We start from the raw sequence: 18498 nt of genomic DNA on the forward strand, positions 1-18498 counted from the left end.
CTGTCCGAGCCATCCCGGAGTCCGCCATGCACCGTCCCGTCCTAGCCGTCCTGGCAACCGCCAGCCTGTTGTTTGCCGCGGCGACCACCGTCCGCGCACAGCCCGCGGCGGCAGCACCCGCCGGCGCCTATCCCGACAAGCCGATTACGCTGCTGATCCCGTACCCGCCCAGCGGCAGCGCCGACATGCTGGCCCGCCCGCTCGGCGCGGCCTTGCAGAAGAAGTGGAACCAGCCCGTGGTGCTGGAGTACAAGCCGGGCGCCGGCGGCGCCATCGCCTCTTCGCAACTGGCGCGTGCCAAACCGGACGGCTACACCTTGCTGATGGTCCTGGCCGCCCACGCCATCAATCCCAGCCTCTACCCCTCGCTGCCCTACGACACCCGGCGCGACTTCGCCCCGGTCTCGCTGGTCGCGACCCTGCCCATGCTGGTCTCGGCCCCGCTGTCCACGCCGGCGAACAACATCCCTGAACTCATCGCCTACGCCAGGCAGCATCCCGGCAAGCTCAGCTTCGCCTCCGCCGGCAACGGCAACACCAGCCACCTGGCCGCCGAGATCTTCAAGCACCGCACCGGCGCCGACATGCTGCACGTCCCCTACAAAGGCAGCGGCCCCGCCGTCGTCGCCCTATTGGGCGGCGAGGTCTCCCTGATGTTCGACAGCATCTCCACCTCGCTGCCCCAGGTCCAGTCCGGCAAGCTCAAGGCCCTGGCCGTCACCGGCGAGCACCGCTCCCCCTTGCTGCCCAACGTCCCCACCGTCGCCGAAGCCGTCCCCGGCTTCGTCGTCAACGGCTGGTACGGCATCCTGGCCCCCGCCAACACGCCACCCGCCGTCCTCGACACCCTCAGCACCGCCATCGCCGCCGCCATCAACACCCCCGACCTGAAGGCCCAGCTAAACAGCTACGGCTACGAAACCGTAGGCTCCACCCCCGCCGCCTTCGCCGACCACATCAACAAGGAACTCGACACCTGGAAACAAGCCGTCGAAGTCTCCGGCGCGAAGTTGAACTGACCCGGCAGGGCGCTTCGCGCCCACCGTGTGCAACCGGAAAAGTCACTGTAGGTTCAAGCGAGACAGCCCCCTCAAGACCCGCATACCCGAGAAAACGCTCGCGCAAGACGCAAATCCTCGCATACGCGACAGCGCCCTCATCGCGACGCAAGACACCGCGTAAGCCGCAAAAGGCCGCCCGCGCGGCCGCTTGCGGCGGGCCCCGCAAGACCCTCCCCACCCCACACCTAGACGGCAAAAAAGCCAAGCAAACAGCCCGCCCCAGCAACGGCCGTTAAGTCTCAACGCGAGCGTGTGGCGGGGCAGGCGGGGGAGGGCGGGGCGTGTAGATGCGCCCAAGGGAAACCGAAGGGAGCCGAAGGCGTACGAGGTTGACGCAGGGGCAGTCCGGAGCGAAGGCTCCGGACCGCAATCGTAGCCCCGCCCTCCCCCGCCTGCCCCGCCACACGCGCCTAAAGAACCCCACCGCCCCAATGCAAAAAGAGCCTTCCAATAAAGAAGGCCCTCAAAAAAATACTCACCCAACCGACAACACACAATCCAGCGCCTCAGGCCCATTCAAACGAACCTGAAACACCCGCAACTCATCCCGCCTGAACACATGCACGCTCACGCGATCCCCCGCCCGGTACTGTCCCAGCAGCACCTCCACACCGGAGGCTCCTTCGACCTTCAAGCCATCGATCGCCACCAGCCCATCCCCGGCCGACAGCCCGCCCCTGTGCCCGGCGCCGCCTTCCAGCACGGTCGCCAGCACCAGTGAATCCCCCTGCTTGCGCGTGCGCACATCCAGCGAAGGAATATTGACCGAGGCTTTCCATTGCAGCTTGACGCCTTGAGCGGCCAGCAGCTCCGCCAGCGGCACATCCGCCGTCCCGTAGGCATGCCGCGCGATGAAGCGCCGCGCATCCACCCCGGTCGCCTCCTTGATCAGCGCCGGCAGGCCATCCTCCGCCAGCCCCTGCGCCTTGCCGCGATAGAAATCGCGCCCGTACCGCTGCCACAGCAGGCGCATCACATCGTCCAGCGAATGCGCGCCCGCCGACTCTTGCCGGATCAGCAGATCCAGCCCCAGCGCCACCAGCGCGCCCTTGGTGTAATAACTCACCAGCGCATTGGGCGAATTCTCGTCCTGCTTGTAATAGCGGGTCCACGCGTCGAACGAACTTTCCGCCACCGACTGCTTGTGCCGCCCCGGCGTGCGCGCCACGCTGGTGATGGTCTTGGCCAGCAGGCGCAGGTAATCGTTCTGCGTGATGACGTTGGAGCGCAGCAGCAGCAGATCGTCGTAGTAGGACGTGAACCCCTCGAACACCCACAACAGCCGCGTCAGGTCCGGCTGCGCCAGGTCGTACGGCACGAACGCCTGCGGCTTGATGCGCTTGACGTTCCAGGTATGGAAATACTCGTGGCTGACCAGCCCCAGGAAGCCGCGATAGCCTTCGCCCTGGCCCTGCTGGCCCAGCACCGGCAGGTCCTTGCGCGCCGTCATCAACGCCGTGCTGGCGCGGTGTTCCAGGCCGCCGTAGCCGTCGCCCGTCACCATCGTCATGAAGACATAGCGGTCGCTGCTGTCCAGGAAGGGCGCGCGCTTGCCGCGCGGTTCGAAAAAGGCGATCTGGGTTTCGCAGATCCTGCGCACGTCGTCGGTGATGCGGGCCAGGTCCAGGTTGGGCGCCACGCCCGTGAACACCAGTTCGTGCTCGGCGCCATGCGCCGTGAAGCTCGCCACCTGCGGCGTGCCCATTTCAACGGGATGATCGATCAGCGCGTCGTAGTCCGGCGCCAGGTACAGGCCGAAGCCATGGCGGCGCGCCGCGCCCGTGTGGCCGCGGGCCTCGGGCAGGCTGGTGTAGACCTTCCAGCCGTCGATGCCGCGCGGCGGCGCCAGGTCCACCAGGCAGGGCAGGTGGTCCTGTCCATGCACGCGCAGGAACACGCTGGTGCCGTTGAAGAAACCGTGGGTTTCGTCCAGGTGCGCGCCGCGCACCGACAGGTCCCAGGCGTAAACCGTGTACTCGACCCGCAGCGGGCCGTCGCAGGGCGCGGCCTGCCAGGTGTGATTGTCTATTTTGTCGACAGCCACGCGGCGATTGCCGCAATGGGCCGTCAGCGACTCGATCTGGCGCGAAAAATCGCGGATCAGGTAGCTGCCCGGAATCCAGGCCGGCAGCGACAGGCGCTGGCCGTCCGGCGAGGGCGCCTGGATGGTTAGGGTTATCCGGTAGCGGTGCCCCGCGGGGTCGTGGGGCGCGAGGCGGTAAAGTATGGGGAAAGCATCGGTTTTTTCCATGCGTATATCTTATTTCATCCCATCCTCTGGAGACAGGTAATGAGCGAGTCGTTTGTGCTGGTCGAAACCCGCGGCCGCGTCGGTCTGCTGACGCTGAACCGCCCCAAGGCGCTCAACGCGCTCAACGATCAACTGATGAACGAGCTCGGGGCGGCGCTGCTGGCTTTCGAGGCGGACGCGGACATCGGCGCCGTGGTCATCACCGGCAGCGAAAAGGCCTTTGCCGCGGGCGCCGACATCGGCGCCATGAAAGACTGGTCGTACATGGATGTGTACGGCAGCGAATACATCACCCGCAACTGGGAAACTCTGAAGCGCATCCGCAAGCCCGTGATCGCCGCGGTCGCCGGCTACGCGCTCGGCGGCGGCTGCGAACTGGCCATGATGTGCGACATCATCATCGCCGCCGACACGGCCAAGTTCGGCCAGCCCGAGATCAAGCTAGGCGTCATTCCGGGCGCCGGCGGCACCCAGCGCCTGCCGCGTGCGGTGGGCAAGGCCAAGGCCATGGACATGGCCCTGACCGCCCGCATGATGGGCGCCGAGGAAGCCGAGCGCGCCGGCCTGGTGTCGCGCGTGGTGCCGGCCGACAAGCTGATGGACGAAGCCCTGGAGGCCGCCACCGTGATCGCCTCGATGTCGCTGCCCTCGGTCATGATGGCCAAGGAATGCGTCAACCGCGCCTTCGAAGGTTCGCTCAACGAAGGCCTGCTGTTCGAGCGCCGCGTCTTCCATTCGCTGTTCGCGACCGAGGACCAGAAGGAAGGCATGGCCGCCTTCACCGAAAAGCGCAAACCGGACTTCAAACACCGTTAAGCCTTGTTACGCCGGCCCGGCTGCGCCCGGGCCGGGTATCCCGGGCGCGTGGCCCCGACGTCCGGCCCTGTTTTCCCGTGCGCGCCCTTTCCGGGCGCGTTTTTCATGCCTGCGCGGTCGGGTTGGCGCGTTGCGCCTTGAAACTTTTGGACAGCACCTTGTTGCAGTGATCGGCCCTATCCTGAAAAGGCGTCACTCTGAAAACGAGATGTCGCGCCAGAGAGGCTTGCCCGAACTGGTAAGCCCCAAGCGCGGCGGCTCGTCTGCAAACAATAGCAACAAGGAGCCTTGCATGCGTACTTCCCCCTTCAACCGCCGGTGGTCAGCCGCCGTGCTCGCGGGCGCCCTCAGCGCCTGCTTCATGACCGCTACGCAAGCGCAATCGCCGCAGCCGACGCTGCGGCTGGTATCGGAAACGCCGTATCCCGCCGCCAACGCGCCCGCGCCGCAGATGAGCGCGCAGGAACTGCGCGACATCGCGATCGACGCCTATGTCTACGCCTATCCGATGGTGGTGATGGAGCTGGCGCGCCGCAAGGCCACCGCGGTGCAGTCGCCGCTCGAAGGCAAGGCGCCCGTCAACCAGTTCGGCCACAAGGCCGCCTTCCCCGATCCGCGCGCCGCCGACACGCCCTGGCCCAGCGCCGACGCGCTGTATTCGAGCCTGTGGTTCGATGTCTCGCGCGCACCGCTGATCGTGCGCCTGCCCGACACCGGCAACCGCTACACCGTGCTCTCGGCGCTGGATATGTGGAGCGACGTGTTCGCCTCGCGCGGCACGCGCACCAATGGCCAGGGCGCGCAATCGTTCGCCATCGTCGGTCCCCATTGGGACGGTGTGCCGCCGCCGGGCGTGGACGTGATCCGCAGCCCCACCTCGACCGGCTGGCTGATCGGCTGGACCCAGACCGGCGGTCCGCAGGACTACGCCGCGGTCAACCAGATCCAGGCCAACATGTCGGCCAGCCCCATGGTGACGCCGGTGGCGCCGGTGCCCGGCCGCCATCGCGGTCCTGGCAGCGCCACGCCGTATCCGCAGACAGGTCCGGGCGTAGGCACGGCCCCGATCGGCAGCGACGTGCCGATGCCAATGTCCACCCCGGTGACGGTGGGCGAGGGCACGCCGGCCGAGCAGGCCGCGGGCCTGGATGCGGCGTCGTTCTTCACGCTGTTCTTCGACGTCATGCGCAACAATCCGCCGCATGCCAACGACACGCCGATTCTGGACCGCATGCGCCGCATCGGTCTGGACGCCCGCCAACCGTTCTCGTATGGCCGCTTGAGCCCCGCGGTGCAACAGGCGCTGACCGAGGCGCAGCCGCTGGCCGGCCGCCGCATCGCCGATGGCGTGTCGCGCCTGGCCACGCCGATGAACGGCTGGAACACCGTGCTCACCGGCATCGGCACCTATGGCACCGACTACACGCGCCGCGCCGCCATCGCCTATGCCGGCCTGGGCGCGCCGACCGCCGAGGACGTGCTCTATCCGGTCACGGTGGCCGACAGCAAGGGCCGCCCGCTCAACTCGAACGAGGACTACGTGCTGCATTTCGAGAAGGGCCAGTTGCCGCCGGCCAACGCCTTCTGGTCGCTGCATGTCTATAACGACAAGCACGGCTTCGCCGACAACCCGGCCAACCGCTATGCGCTGCGCAGCACCGACGGCCTGAAGTACAACGCCGACGGCTCCCTGGACATCTACATCCAGCGCCGCGATCCGGGCGAGCGCAAGCGCGCCAACTGGTTGGCGACGCCCGCCGCCGACGGCCAGTTCCTGCTGAGCATGCGCCTGTACTGGCCGCAGGATGTCGCGCTCGACGGCCAGTGGGCGCCGCCGCCGGTCAAGCGCGACTGACCGATCCGACGCGGCGCGGCCCTCGCCGCCGAGACGCGACCAACGGCCCCGCGAGGGGCCGTTTTTATTTGCCCGCCCGAGGTCCGCGCGAGCCTTGGCGCATGCAAGGGCTCTCCGATTTCGCGTCCCCAATTTTTCACGTCGCGGGCGACTCGGCGGACGCTGTTGCCGCCTTACAAACCGCCGAAAGTTCATTTGCTCGGGTAAAAAGAATCACGCTATACTCTGCGGGTTTGACGCTTGCGGGATAAGAACACATGGCAGGGATTTCGCCAGGGTTCTGACAGGGGCAAGGCTTGCGGTATGAGGCTTTAAGCGGGGAAGTTTGATGCAGCAGAACACAGTGCGGCACGAACCTGCGCGCGGTTGGGATGAGAAAACCCGGGATGCATCCTGTGGGTTGAATCAGCCCCTTGCGCAACAGGGCGAGGCACGCCAGGTTCTGGCGGATCAGGATCCGGTGGACCGGGTGCTGGTTCTCAGCGACGCGGACCGCGCGGCGCTGAATGCGCAGGCTGGCCGCGGACTCTTGTTGGCACTGGCGGCGCAAGGCGCCATGGGGCTCGCAGCAGCAGTAATAGCGGGGTTTGTCGGAGGGGCGGCGGCAGGTTGGTCGGCGCTGGCGGGGGCAGGAGCGTATTTCATACCCAATGCGTTGTTCGCATTGCGCCTGGCTGTCAGTGTTCGGGCCGGTAAGGCCAGTCCCTTTACCTTTCTCTCTGGTGAGTTGATCAAGTTGTTCGCAACGGCGTTGCTGTTGTGGCTGCTTTCGCGTGTGGCGCAGGACAGTCTCGTCTGGCCCGCCGCGCTGCTGGGCTTGATACTCACGCTGAAGGGATATCTCCTGCTTTTGATGTTCCGCAAGTTGTCATAGCGCGCCGGGTAGGTTACGGCAAACGGAATCGTGGAATCGTCCGGCTCGCAAGGGCTCGGGCATACAGCAAATAGGGTAGGATTCAAATGGCTGCTGCCAGCGACGTGTCGCCTCAGTCCGCTTATATTCAGCACCACCTGGTGCACCTGAACAATACGGGCGAAAAACAGACTGCAATTGCTCAGTTTGACATCATCAACTACGACTCGTTGTTCTGGTCCGGCCTGACGGGCCTGATCGTCATCTTCTTCCTGTGGCGCGCCGCCCGCCGCGCGACCGCCGGCGTTCCGGGCCGCTTCCAGGCCTTCGTGGAAATGATCGTCGACATGGTCGACGACCAGGCCAAGGGCATCGTCCACAATGCCAAGAGCCGCCTCTTCATCGCTCCGCTCGCCCTCACCGTGTTCCTCTGGATCATCCTGATGAACGCGCTGGACCTGCTGCCCGTCGACCTGATGCCGTCGATCTGGCGCCTGACCGGCCTGGGCGCGCACCACGGCGACCCCCTCTACTACCACCGCGTGCTGCCGACCGCCGACCTGAACGTGCCGATGGGCATGTCGCTGGGCGTGCTGCTGCTGATGTTCTACTACGGCATCAAGATCAAGCACCCGGGCGGCTTCGTCAAGGAACTGTTCACCGCGCCGTTCCACGCGCATGGCCTGGGCGCGCTCGTCCTGGCGCCGTTCAACCTGCTGCTGAACCTGATCGAATACGCCGCCAAGTCCGTGTCGCTGGGCATGCGGTTGTTCGGCAACATGTTCGCCGGCGAATTGATTTTCATGCTGATCGCCCTCTTGGGCGGTGCCTGGACCGGTTTCAACGGCGCCAGCATCGGCTTGGGAATCGGCCACGTGCTGGCCGGCTCGATCTGGGCCATCTTCCACATCCTGATCGTGTTGCTCCAGGCCTTCATCTTCATGATGCTGACCCTGGTGTACCTCGGCCAGGCGCACGAAGGCCACTGATCCCCCGAATTTCCGGCGTCGGCCTCCGGGCCGGCGCTGGATAGCAAGATCCTCTTGCATTGAGCAGTACCCCAATCTTTTATTTTTTTGACTTCAGATTTCTAACCAAGGAGTTGTCATGACCAACGTCGCTTTCGTTGCTCTCGCTTGCGGTCTTATCATCGGTCTGGGCGCTATCGGCGCTTGCATCGGCATCGCACTGATGGGCGGCAAATACCTGGAAGCTTCGGCTCGTCAGCCTGAACTGATGAACGCTCTGCAAACCAAGATGTTCCTGCTGGCTGGCCTGATCGACGCGGCATTCCTGATCGGCGTGGGTATCGCCATGCTGTTCGCCTTCGCCAACCCGTTCGTCGGCTAAGGCACGCCCGCCGGCGAAAAGGCGGGTCATGACGCTGGCGGCGATGCGGGCCTGAGCCCCGTCGCCGACCGGCAAAGTATCGAGTGCTCCGCGTTGCCCGTCCCGGGCGCCGTCGGAGCCGCAAGGTGTTAAAGGAACGACCGTGAATCTGAACGCGACGATCATTTTCCAGATGCTCGTGTTCTTCGTTCTGGGCTGGTTCACGATGAAATTCGTGTGGCCTCCTCTGACGAAGGCGATGGACGAGCGCCGCCAAAAAATCGCCGACGGCCTTGCCGCCGCGGAGAAGGGCAAGGCCGATCTGGCCCAGGCCCAGGCGCGTGTCAGTCTGATCGAGGCTTCTGCCAAGTCCGAAAACCACGCCCGCATCATCGAGGCCGAGAAGCAAGCCGCCTCCCTGATCGAGCAGGCCCGCCGTGAAGCGGAAGCCGAGCGTGCCCGCATCGTGGCGCAAGCTGCACAGGATGCCGCGCAGGAAGTCCAGCGCGCCCGTGATTCGCTGCGCGACGACGTCGCCGCGCTGGCCGTCAAGGGTGCTGAACAGATCCTCAAGCGCGAGGTTGACGCCCGCGCCCACGCCGAGCTGCTGAACCAGCTCCGCGCGCAGCTTTAATCCGGGACCGTCATGGCTGAACTTTCCACTGTTGCCAGGCCCTACGCCGAAGCCTTGTTCGCCGCCGCGCGCGACGACAAGGCCGGCCTGCAGGCTTGGGCCGACCTGGTCAGCGAGCTGTCGCAGGTCGCCTCCAACCCCGACGTGCGCGAGGCCATGGCCGATCCGCGTCTGGGCGACAAGCAGCGCGTCGAGCTGTTTACCGGCCTGGTGAAGGCCGAACTGCCCCAGGCCGCCCGCAATTTCATCGAGCTGCTGGTCGAAAACGACCGGTTGCTGCTGCTGCCCGAGATCGCCACGCAATTCGTGGTGCTGCGGAACCGTCACGACGGCACGGCGCAGGCGGAAATCACCAGCGCGTTCGAGCTGAGCGACGCCCAGGTCCAAGAACTGGTCGTTGCCCTCGAGAAGAAATTCGGCCTGAAGCTCAAGCCCGTCGTCACCGTCGACCAGTCGTTGATCGGCGGCGTGCGCGTGGCCGTCGGGGACCAGGTGCTCGATACTTCCGTACAAGCCCAATTGGCCCGCATGCGCGATACGCTCGCCGCTTAAAGGCAGCACTAACAGGATTCCAGGAGTCAATATGCAACTCAATCCCTCCGAGATCAGCGAACTGCTCAAGAGCCGCATCGAGGGCCTGGGCGCTTCGGCTGATGTCCGTACTCAGGGCACCGTCGTGTCCGTGACCGACGGTATTACCCGCATCCACGGCCTGTCCGACGTGATGCAGGGCGAAATGCTCGAATTCCCCAACAACGTCTTCGGTCTGGCGCTCAACCTCGAGCGTGATTCCGTCGGCGCCGTTATTCTCGGTGACTACACCGGCGTGTCCGAAGGCGACGCGGTCAAGACGACCGGCCGCATTCTGGAAGTGCCGGTCGGCCCCGAGCTGAAAGGCCGCGTGGTCAACACGCTGGGCGAGCCGATCGACGGCAAGGGCCCCGTGAACGCCAAGGCCACCGACATCATCGAAAAAGTGGCCCCCGGCGTTATCGCCCGCCGCTCGGTGTCGCAGCCGCTGCAAACCGGCATCAAGGCTATCGACTCGATGGTTCCCATCGGCCGCGGCCAGCGCGAACTGATCATTGGCGACCGCCAGACCGGCAAGACCGCCGTGGCCGTCGACACCATCATCAGCCAGAAGGGCAAGGGCGTCACCTGCGTGTACGTCGCCATCGGCCAGAAGGCTTCGACGATCAACAACGTGGTGCGCAAGCTGGAAGAGCACGGCGCGATGGAATACACCATCGTCGTGGCCGCCTCGGCTTCGGACTCCGCCGCCATGCAGTACCTGGCCGCCTACGCCGGCTGCACGATGGGCGAATACTTCCGCGATCGCGGCGAAGACGCCCTGATCGTCTATGACGACCTGACCAAGCAAGCCTGGGCCTACCGCCAGGTCTCGCTGCTGCTGCGCCGTCCGCCGGGCCGCGAAGCCTACCCGGGCGACGTGTTCTACCTGCACTCGCGCCTGCTCGAGCGTGCCGCTCGCGTGAACGAAGACTACGTCGAGAAGTTCACCGGTGGCGCCGTCAAGGGCAAGACCGGCTCGTTGACCGCGCTGCCGATCATCGAAACCCAGGCGGGCGACGTGTCGGCCTTCGTTCCGACCAACGTGATCTCGATCACCGACGGCCAGATCTTCCTGGAAACCGACCTGTTCAACGCCGGTGTGCGTCCCGCCATCAACGCCGGTATCTCGGTGTCGCGCGTGGGCGGTGCCGCCCAGACCAAGGTCGTCAAGAAGCTGTCCGGCGGTATCCGTACCGACCTGGCGCAGTACCGTGAACTGGCCGCCTTCGCGCAGTTCGCCTCGGACCTGGACGACGCCACCCGTCGCCAGCTCGAGCGCGGCAAGCGCGTGGTCGAACTGCTCAAGCAGCCGCAATACCAGCCGCTGCAAGTGTGGGAACTGGCCGTCACGCTGTACACGGTCAACAACGGCTACCTGGATGACGTGGACGTGGCCCAGGTGCTGTCGTTCGAAAAGGCGCTGAAGGACCAGCTCAAGGCCAAGCACGCGGCCCTGATCCAGCGCGTCGAAGACACCAAGGAACTGTCCAAGGATGACGAAAGCGAACTCGCCGCCGCCATCCAGGAATTCAAGAAGCACGGTGCTTTTTAAGAAAGTGATGGGTTAGGCGTCAGCTGCGCCTCACCCATCCTTATCGGATGGTTGAGGCGCAAGCGCCAACCCATCGGCCAGTCTTCACAGGAAAGCGCAATGCCCGGAATTAAGGAAATCCGAACCAAGATCAAGAGCGTGCAAAACACGCGCAAGATCACCAAGGCGATGGAAATGGTCGCCGCATCCAAGATGCGCAAGGCGCAGGAGCGGATGCGCGCGGGCCGTCCGTACGCCACCAAGGTGCGCGAGATCGCCGCGCACCTGATGCAGGCCAACCCCGAGTACAGCCACCCGTACCTGGTCGAGCGCGAAGTCAAGGCGGTCGGCGTGGTCATGGTGACGACGGACAAGGGTCTGTGCGGCGGCTTGAACACCAACATCACCCGCGTGGTGCTGTCGAAGCTGAAAGAGTTCGAGAAAAACGGCATCGCCGTTCAAGCGACCGCTTTCGGCAACAAGGGCGTGGGCGTGCTGTCCCGTATCGGCGCCAAGCTGGTTTCCCAGGAAGTGCAACTGGGCGACAAGCCGCAACTGGATCGCCTGCTGGGCGCGATCAAGGTGCAGCTGGACGCCTACCTGGAAGGCCGCATCGACGCGCTGTACGTGGCTTCGACCCGCTTCGTCAACACGATGAAGCAGGAGCCGCTGTTCCTGCGTCTGCTGCCCCTGGCCAGCGGTTTGGAAGATCCGTACCAGACGGGCGCCGAAAGCCTGGCCAAGACTTCGGAAGTGAAATCGGATTACAGCTGGGATTACATCTACGAACCCGACGCTCGTAGCGTGATCGACGACCTGCTGCAGCGTTACGTGGAAGGCCTGCTGTACCAAGCCGTGGCCGAGAACATGGCTTCGGAGCAGTCGGCCCGGATGGTCGCCATGAAGGCGGCGTCGGACAACGCCAAGAAGGTCATCGGCGATCTGCAACTGGTCTACAACAAGACCCGCCAGGCCGCGATCACCAAGGAAATTTCGGAAATCGTAGGGGGCGCTGCCGCCGTCTGAGGCAGGCAGCATCCCGTCAAAAGCTATCAAGCAAGGAATCGACATGAGCAACGGAACCATCGTTCAGTGCATCGGCGCCGTGGTGGATATTCAGTTCCCCCGCGATCACATGCCCAAGATCTACGAAGCGCTTACTCTGGTCGACGAGGGTTCCTCGTTCGCCGAAAAGGGTCTGACGCTGGAAGTGCAGCAACAGCTGGGTGACGGCGTGGTGCGTACCATCGCCCTGGGCTCCAGCGACGGCCTGCGCCGCGGCATGAAGGTCGCCGGCACCGGCGCCCCGATCTCGGTGCCGGTCGGCACCGGCACGCTCGGCCGCATCATGGACGTGCTGGGCCGCCCGATCGACGAAGCTGGCGAAATCCAGCACGACGAAAAGCGTGGCATCCACCAACCGGCTCCCCGTTTCGACGAGCTGTCGCCGTCGGTGGAACTGCTGGAAACCGGCATCAAGGTTATTGACCTGGTGTGCCCGTTCGCCAAGGGCGGCAAGGTCGGCCTGTTCGGCGGCGCTGGCGTGGGCAAGACCGTCAACATGATGGAACTGATCAACAACATCGCCAAGCAGCACAGCGGCTTGTCGGTGTTCGCCGGCGTGGGTGAGCGTACCCGTGAAGGCAACGACTTCTACCACGAAATGGAAGAGTCGAACGTTCTGGACAAGGTCGCCATGGTGTTCGGTCAGATGAACGAACCCCCGGGCAACCGTCTGCGCGTGGCGCTGACCGGCCTGACGATGGCCGAGAAGTTCCGCGACGAAGGCCGCGACATCCTGTTCTTCGTGGACAACATCTACCGCTACACCCTGGCCGGTACCGAAGTGTCGGCACTGCTGGGCCGTATGCCGTCGGCGGTGGGCTACCAGCCCACGCTGGCCGAAGAAATGGGCAAGCTGCAAGAGCGCATCACGTCCACCAAGACCGGCTCGATCACCTCGATCCAGGCCGTGTACGTGCCCGCTGACGACTTGACCGACCCGTCGCCCGCCACCACCTTCCAGCACTTGGACTCGACCGTCGTGCTGTCGCGTGACATCGCCGCCCTGGGTATCTACCCGGCCGTGGATCCGCTGGATTCGTCCAGCCGCCAGCTCGACCCGCAAGTCGTCGGCGAAGAGCACTACGCCGTGGCCCGTGGCGTGCAGCAGACGCTGCAGCGCTACAAGGAACTGCGCGACATCATCGCGATTCTGGGCATGGACGAACTGTCGCCGGAAGACAAGCAGGCCGTGGCCCGCGCCCGTAAGATCCAGCGTTTCCTGTCGCAGCCGTTCCACGTGGCCGAAGTGTTCACCGGTTCGCCCGGCAAGTACGTGCCGCTGGCCGAAACCATCCGTGGTTTCAAGATGATCGTGAACGGCGAGTGCGATGCGCTGCCGGAACAGGCCTTCTACATGGTCGGCTCGATCGACGAGGCCTTCGAGAAGGCCAAGAAACTGCAATAAGGAACCGATATGGCTACCCTGCATGTGGATGTCGTCAGCGCAGAGGAAGCGATCTTCTCCGGTGAGGCGAAGTTCGTGGTGCTGCCTGGCGAGGCGGGTGAGCTGGGCATTCTGCCCGGTCACACCCCGCTGATTTCGCGCATACGCCCCGGGACGGTCAAGATCGTTCGTGCCGACCAAGGCGAGGAAAACATCTTCGTCGCCGGGGGCATCCTGGAAGTGCAGCCGGGCAGCGTGACGGTCCTGGCCGACACGGCCATCCGTGCCGCCGACCTGGACGAGGCCCGTGCCCTGGAAGCGCGCAAGCGCGCCGAAGAGGCCCTGGCCAACGCCAAGGACAAGGCCGACATCGCGGTTGTCGAAGCCGAGCTGGCGATGCTGGCGGCGCAAGCCGTCGCCGCGCGCAAGCTGCGTCAAGGCGGTCGCTCGCACTGAGCGCACGACCTGCCGGGGTTCGCCCCGGATCCGGAAAAAGCGGCCCTGGGCCGCTTTTTTCATGCCCGCCTTTCGTGCTCGTTCGGCGGCGGCTTCCCTCGGTCGACCGCAGTCCCGCTTGCGCTCACTACGAATGGCCGGGCGTGTTCTGCAACGGTAGCCTGCAATCTTTGGAACACAAGCCAGGAGGGATTGCATGCGAGAAGCCATGGATTGCGGGGTGCTGCTCGCCCCGGGCCACGAAATCACCATGGGCCACTGGGTCGCGCGCGACCAGCCCCGGCTGGCGCGGGTGCGCCTGCACCTGGTGCCATTGCGCACGCCCGGTGGCGCGTCGGGCGGCCCCGACATCCATGCGCTGGCGGGGCTGGCCGTCGGCCTGCGGCGCTACGATCACTGCATCCTGCCGGTCGCGCCGGCATCGCTGGCCTGGACCCGCATGTCGCTGCAGCAGGCCGCCGGCGCGCTGGCCACGCCCATCCTGCTGTTCGTGCACGACATGACCGCGCCCGCCATCGAGGATCTGCTGCGGTTGGGCGCATCGGATTTCCTGGCCGCGCCATATTGCCTCGAAAGCCTGCGCGTGCGGTTGGGGCGGCTGGCCCGGCGCTCGCCCCTGTTGGCCGAGGGCTTGCGGGAACCCGAGGCGGCGTATGCCGCGGGCGGTGCGCTGTCGGCCGGCAAGCCATGCACCCGGCCGCCAGTGCCGCGGCAGGTGTTGCAGCAGGGGCTGGCGGGGTTGCGTTACCAACCCCGCCGCGACACCCAGGAGGCCTTCCGGCAGGCCAAGGCGCGGGTGGTTGATGGGTTCGAGTCCGACTACATCCGCCTGGCGCTGTCGCGTCATCATGGCAACGTGGCGCGCGCCGCGCGCGCTTCCAGCAAGCATCGGCGGGCGTTCTGGGCGCTGATGCGCAAGCACGGCATCGATGCCGCGCCGTATCGGCGCCAGGCCGCGATGCAGGCCGAAGGGGTTGGCGACGCCGGCTGAATTTGCCCGGTTTGCGCGCCGGCAAATGCCGTCCGCGCCGCCGCCATGCCCTGTCAGCTTGGGGCAGTAAAATCACGGCTTCCGATCATCGAGGATAGTCGTGTCTGCTTCCGTCTTGAAGAACGATGTGTTCTTGCGCGCGCTGTTGCGCGAGCCCGTGCCCTACACCCCGATCTGGCTGATGCGCCAGGCGGGCCGCTACCTGCCCGAATACCGCCAGACGCGGGCCCGGGCCGGTTCCTTCATGGGCCTGGCTCAGAACCCGGACTACGCCTCGGAAGTCACGCTGCAGCCGCTGGAGCGTTTCGATCTGGACGCGGCCATCCTGTTCTCGGACATCCTGACCGTGCCACACGCCATGGGCCTGGGCCTGGACTTTGCCGAAGGCGAGGGCCCGCGCTTCGCCCGGCCGGTGCGCACCGAGGAAGACGTGGCGCGCCTGGCCGTGCCCGACATGGACAGGCTGCGCTATGTGTTCGATGCCGTCAGCACGATCCGCCGCGACCTGGGCGGCAAGGTGCCACTGATCGGCTTTGCGGGCAGCCCCTGGACCATCGCCTGCTACATGGTCGAAGGGCAGGGCAGCGATGACTATCGCCTGATCAAGACCATGCTGTATGCGCGGCCCGACCTGCTGCATCGAATCCTGGAAATCAACGCCGAGGCGACGCTTCAGTACCTGAACGCACAGATCGCCGCGGGCGCGCAGGCCGTGATGTTGTTCGACAGTTGGGGCGGCGTGCTGGCCGACGGCCTGTTCCAGCAGTTTTCGCTGGCCTACACCCGCAAGGTCGTGGCCGGCCTGACCCGTGAACACGAAGGCCGCCGCGTGCCCGCCATCGTTTTCACCAAGGGCGGCGGCCAGTGGCTCGAGGACATCGCCGCTTGCGGCTGCGACGCCGTCGGCCTGGACTGGACGGTGGACCTGGCCGCGGCGCGGCGCCGCACCGGCGATTCGGTCGCGTTCCAGGGCAACCTCGATCCCATGGCGCTGTTTGGCGGCGCCGAGGCCATCCGCGCCGAAGCGCGCCGCGTGCTCGACGCCTTCGGCCCGGTGGGCAAGGGCGGCCATGTCTTCAATCTCGGCCATGGCATTTCGCGCTTCACGCCGCCCGAAGCGGTAGCCGAATTGGTCGACGAAGTCCACCGTCACAGCCGTTCGCTCAGAGGGTAAGTGAGTGAACGCTTCGGCCCGCAGGGCCGGACATCGAGGCCCCCCGATCGCAGTTGTGCACAGCAAGATCAGACTCGGGGAAAACCCTCTGGAAGCTATTTTACAATCTTGGAAGTTTGCTTAAGTCGATGTTTTTAATGGAATAAAATGGGTTTTCAACAGGGTTGCAAGAGTTGATGCAATCTTGCCTTATTCCAATTTCTGACGTTGCTCTCGCCTTTTCCCCAAAGTTATCCACAGGCGGGGCTGGAATCCCGGCAGGGATTGCGGCGACAATCCTCTCTGGTCCGGGCGCCGGCCCGGTCCGCTCTTCCAGCCACCGTCATCGCGCCTTTCGGGCCAGTTCCGTTCATGTTCCGTTCCCTTCTCCATGTCTGAAGACTTCGCGCTGGTCGAATCCATGCCGGCCGCGCCTGCGGTGGTCTGCTGGGTGCGCGTTGCACTCGACGTGCCGCTGCCCGGCCCGTTCGACTACCGGCACCACGAACCCGTGGGGGCGGGCCTGCGGGTGATCGTGCCGTTCGGGCGCCGCAAGTTGATCGGCGTGGTGGTGGACAACCCGGCAGAGCCGTCCTATGAGCCGAAGCAGATCAAGCCGATCGAGGAAGTGCTGCGCGACCTGCCGCCCTTCGACGAGGCCTGGCTGCGCCTGGCGCGTTTCGCCGCCGAGTATTACCAGCGGCCGCTGGGCGAGGTGATGCTGCCGACGTTGCCGCCGCCGCTGCGCAAGCCGACCGCCTATCAGGGCAAGCGCTCGGCCGGTGGTCCGGTGGCGCGGCTGGACGGACGCAAGCGCAAGGCGGTCCGCAACCCGGCCGAGGCCGACCAGCCACCCGAACTGAACGATGCGCAACGCGAGGCCGTGGACACCATCGCCGGACTCACCAAGTTCAAGCCGGTGCTGCTGTACGGCGTGACCGGTAGCGGCAAGACCGAGGTCTACCTGCGCGCCGCCGAGAAAGTGCTGGCCGCCGGCCGCCAGGTGCTGCTGCTGGTGCCGGAAATCAACCTGACGCCGCAACTGGAGGGCGCGTTGCGCGCCCGCCTGGAAGGCCTGGTCGGGCCGGACGGCCTGGCGGTGCTGCACAGCGGCCTGTCCGATGGCGAGCGCTTGCAGGCCTGGGCACGGGCGCAGCGTGGCCAGGCGCGCATGCTGCTGGGCACGCGCATGGCGATCTTCGCGCCCATGAGCGAGCTGGGCCTCATCGTGGTGGACGAAGAACACGACGCCTCGTACAAGCAGCAGGACGGCCTGCGCTATTCCGCGCGCGATCTGGCGGTGTGGCGCGCGCACGACCTGGACATCCCGGTGGTGCTAGGCTCGGCCACGCCGTCGCTGGAAACCTGGCAGCATGCCGAGCGCGGCCGCTACCTGCGGCTGGCGCTGCCGGCGCGCGCCCGCGCCAGTTCGCTGCCGGCCATGAAGCTGGTGGACACGCGCCGCCTGCAGATGAAGCACGGCATGTCGCCACAGTTGCTGGAGGCCCTTGGCGAACGGCTGGCGCGCAAGGAACAGTCGCTGATCTTCCTGAACCGCCGCGGCTACGCGCCGGTGCTGCATTGCCAGTCCTGCGGCTGGGTCAGCAATTGCCCGCGCTGCACCGCGTTCACGGTGCTGCACCGCGCCGCCGGCCGCGGCCATCGCCTGCAATGCCACCACTGCGGCTACCAGGCGCCGGTGCCGCACGCGTGCCCGGAGTGCGGCGACCAGGACCTGGCGCCGATGGGCCGTGGCACGCAGCGGGTCGAGGAACACCTGGCCGAACTGTTCCCCGAGGCGCGCATCCTGCGCATCGACGCCGACAGCACCCGCAAGAAGGGCAGCGCCGAGGCCCTGTTCGCGTCGGTGCACGCGGGCGAGGTCGACATCCTGGTCGGCACGCAGATGGTGTCCAAGGGCCACGACTTCGCGCGGCTCGGACTGGTCGGCGTGCTCAATCCCGATTCGGCGCTGTTCGCGCACGACTTCCGCGCGCCCGAACGGCTGTTCGCCCAATTGATGCAGGTGGCCGGCCGCGCCGGCCGCCACCAGGGCAGCGGCCAGGTCATCATCCAGACCGGCTACCCCGAGCAGCCGGTGTACCAGGCGCTGCTGCGCCATGACTACGCGGGCTTCGCGCGCCATGCGCTGCAGGAACGCGAAAGCACCGGCCTGCCGCCGTTCGCCTACCAGGCGCTGTTGACGGCCGAGGCGCGCGAGCTGGCGGTGGCGCAGGCGTTCCTGCAACAGGCGCGCGCGCTGCCCGAAGGCGAGTGGGCCGCCGACTTCCCGGGGCTGGACGCGATCATGCTGTACGACCCGGTGCCGCTGCGCGTGGTGCGGGTGGCCAACATCGAGCGCGCCCAGTTGCTGGTGGAAAGCACCAGCCGTCCGGCGTTGCAGGCTTTCCTGGCGTCGTGGTCGCACCACCTGCCGTACCTGGCCAACGAGGCCCGGGTGCGCTGGCAGTTGGAGGTCGACCCGCTGGAAATCTGACAGGCGCCGCGCATTCGTCCGTTTACTCTATGTCGTTCCCCTTTCCCCG

16 protein-coding genes are annotated in these 18498 nt (G+C 65.9%); 15 read left to right on the forward strand and 1 reads right to left on the reverse strand.

Features of this window, described 5'->3' with window-relative positions:
• Positions 1-26 precede the first annotated feature (26 nt).
• Positions 27-1019, forward strand: coding sequence for a tripartite tricarboxylate transporter substrate binding protein (locus ACUDCK_RS01750; RefSeq protein ID WP_064525943.1), 993 nt, complete (start codon positions 27-29; stop codon positions 1017-1019).
• A gap of 517 nt (positions 1020-1536) precedes the next feature.
• On the opposite strand, the gene ACUDCK_RS01755 is transcribed toward ACUDCK_RS01750, so the two are convergent.
• The gene (locus ACUDCK_RS01755; protein ID WP_175167222.1) at positions 1537-3312 is read right to left on the reverse strand and encodes a M61 family metallopeptidase; all 1776 of its coding nucleotides are present in this window, start codon (positions 3310-3312) and stop codon (positions 1537-1539) included.
• 39 nt (positions 3313-3351) lie between these two features.
• On the opposite strand from ACUDCK_RS01755, the gene ACUDCK_RS01760 reads away from it, so the two are divergent.
• The 14 genes from ACUDCK_RS01760 to ACUDCK_RS01825 all read left to right on the forward strand — a co-directional run bounded on the left by ACUDCK_RS01760 (position 3352) and on the right by ACUDCK_RS01825 (position 18449).
• Entirely contained in the window at positions 3352-4128 is a 777-nt protein-coding gene (locus ACUDCK_RS01760) for an enoyl-CoA hydratase (RefSeq protein WP_049070829.1), read from the forward strand.
• Positions 4129-4420: 292 nt separating this feature from the next.
• Positions 4421-5983, forward strand: coding sequence for a DUF1254 domain-containing protein (locus tag ACUDCK_RS01765; protein WP_116793184.1), 1563 nt, complete (start codon positions 4421-4423; stop codon positions 5981-5983).
• Between the two features lie 460 nt (positions 5984-6443).
• The gene (locus tag ACUDCK_RS01770; protein ID WP_054503772.1) at positions 6444-6857 is read left to right on the forward strand and encodes an ATP synthase subunit I; all 414 of its coding nucleotides are present in this window, start codon (positions 6444-6446) and stop codon (positions 6855-6857) included.
• A gap of 86 nt (positions 6858-6943) precedes the next feature.
• Entirely contained in the window at positions 6944-7825 is an 882-nt protein-coding gene (gene atpB / locus ACUDCK_RS01775) for a F0F1 ATP synthase subunit A (RefSeq protein ID WP_006386764.1), read from the forward strand.
• A gap of 118 nt (positions 7826-7943) precedes the next feature.
• Complete coding sequence (atpE, locus tag ACUDCK_RS01780) at positions 7944-8186, forward strand: F0F1 ATP synthase subunit C (RefSeq protein WP_003815363.1); 243 nt, start codon at positions 7944-7946, stop codon at positions 8184-8186.
• A 142-nt stretch (positions 8187-8328) separates the two neighbouring features.
• Positions 8329-8799 carry a F0F1 ATP synthase subunit B gene (locus tag ACUDCK_RS01785; RefSeq protein ID WP_006227275.1) on the forward strand — a complete coding sequence of 157 codons (471 nt, stop codon included), beginning with the start codon at positions 8329-8331 and terminating at the stop codon, positions 8797-8799.
• Positions 8800-8811: 12 nt separating this feature from the next.
• Positions 8812-9351: a F0F1 ATP synthase subunit delta gene (locus tag ACUDCK_RS01790; protein WP_049070834.1), complete on the forward strand. Its 540-nt coding sequence runs from the start codon at positions 8812-8814 to the stop codon at positions 9349-9351.
• Positions 9352-9382: 31 nt separating this feature from the next.
• Positions 9383-10924: a F0F1 ATP synthase subunit alpha gene (atpA, locus tag ACUDCK_RS01795; RefSeq protein ID WP_049070835.1), complete on the forward strand. Its 1542-nt coding sequence runs from the start codon at positions 9383-9385 to the stop codon at positions 10922-10924.
• 99 nt (positions 10925-11023) lie between these two features.
• Complete coding sequence (gene atpG / locus ACUDCK_RS01800) at positions 11024-11929, forward strand: F0F1 ATP synthase subunit gamma (RefSeq protein WP_006386767.1); 906 nt, start codon at positions 11024-11026, stop codon at positions 11927-11929.
• Between the two features lie 43 nt (positions 11930-11972).
• Entirely contained in the window at positions 11973-13373 is a 1401-nt protein-coding gene (gene atpD / locus ACUDCK_RS01805; protein WP_006386768.1) for a F0F1 ATP synthase subunit beta, read from the forward strand.
• 9 nt (positions 13374-13382) lie between these two features.
• A complete protein-coding gene (locus ACUDCK_RS01810; protein WP_049070837.1) occupies positions 13383-13808 on the forward strand; it encodes a F0F1 ATP synthase subunit epsilon in 426 nt (141 codons plus the stop codon).
• Positions 13809-14004: 196 nt separating this feature from the next.
• Entirely contained in the window at positions 14005-14799 is a 795-nt protein-coding gene (locus ACUDCK_RS01815) for a hypothetical protein (protein WP_155755621.1), read from the forward strand.
• A 100-nt stretch (positions 14800-14899) separates the two neighbouring features.
• A complete protein-coding gene (hemE, locus tag ACUDCK_RS01820) occupies positions 14900-15973 on the forward strand; it encodes a uroporphyrinogen decarboxylase (protein WP_054503612.1) in 1074 nt (357 codons plus the stop codon).
• A 370-nt stretch (positions 15974-16343) separates the two neighbouring features.
• Positions 16344-18449 carry a primosomal protein N' gene (locus ACUDCK_RS01825; protein WP_175167221.1) on the forward strand — a complete coding sequence of 702 codons (2106 nt, stop codon included), beginning with the start codon at positions 16344-16346 and terminating at the stop codon, positions 18447-18449.
• The last annotated feature ends 49 nt before the right edge of the window (positions 18450-18498 follow it).

It is taken from the genome of Achromobacter sp. CF-sbj1-Ac2-l (assembly GCF_052698165.1).

Coding starts and splice junctions, on each gene's coding strand:
- ACUDCK_RS01750 (WP_064525943.1), top strand. CDS start 27: ATGCACCGTCCCGTCCTAGCCGTCCTGGCAACCGCCAGCCTGTTGTTT.
- ACUDCK_RS01755 (WP_175167222.1), bottom strand. CDS start 3,312: ATGGAAAAAACCGATGCTTTCCCCATACTTTACCGCCTCGCGCCCCAC.
- ACUDCK_RS01760 (WP_049070829.1), top strand. CDS start 3,352: ATGAGCGAGTCGTTTGTGCTGGTCGAAACCCGCGGCCGCGTCGGTCTG.
- ACUDCK_RS01765 (WP_116793184.1), top strand. CDS start 4,421: ATGCGTACTTCCCCCTTCAACCGCCGGTGGTCAGCCGCCGTGCTCGCG.
- atpB (WP_006386764.1), top strand. CDS start 6,944: ATGGCTGCTGCCAGCGACGTGTCGCCTCAGTCCGCTTATATTCAGCAC.
- atpE (WP_003815363.1), top strand. CDS start 7,944: ATGACCAACGTCGCTTTCGTTGCTCTCGCTTGCGGTCTTATCATCGGT.
- ACUDCK_RS01790 (WP_049070834.1), top strand. CDS start 8,812: ATGGCTGAACTTTCCACTGTTGCCAGGCCCTACGCCGAAGCCTTGTTC.
- atpA (WP_049070835.1), top strand. CDS start 9,383: ATGCAACTCAATCCCTCCGAGATCAGCGAACTGCTCAAGAGCCGCATC.
- atpG (WP_006386767.1), top strand. CDS start 11,024: ATGCCCGGAATTAAGGAAATCCGAACCAAGATCAAGAGCGTGCAAAAC.
- atpD (WP_006386768.1), top strand. CDS start 11,973: ATGAGCAACGGAACCATCGTTCAGTGCATCGGCGCCGTGGTGGATATT.
- ACUDCK_RS01810 (WP_049070837.1), top strand. CDS start 13,383: ATGGCTACCCTGCATGTGGATGTCGTCAGCGCAGAGGAAGCGATCTTC.
- ACUDCK_RS01815 (WP_155755621.1), top strand. CDS start 14,005: ATGCGAGAAGCCATGGATTGCGGGGTGCTGCTCGCCCCGGGCCACGAA.
- ACUDCK_RS01825 (WP_175167221.1), top strand. CDS start 16,344: ATGTCTGAAGACTTCGCGCTGGTCGAATCCATGCCGGCCGCGCCTGCG.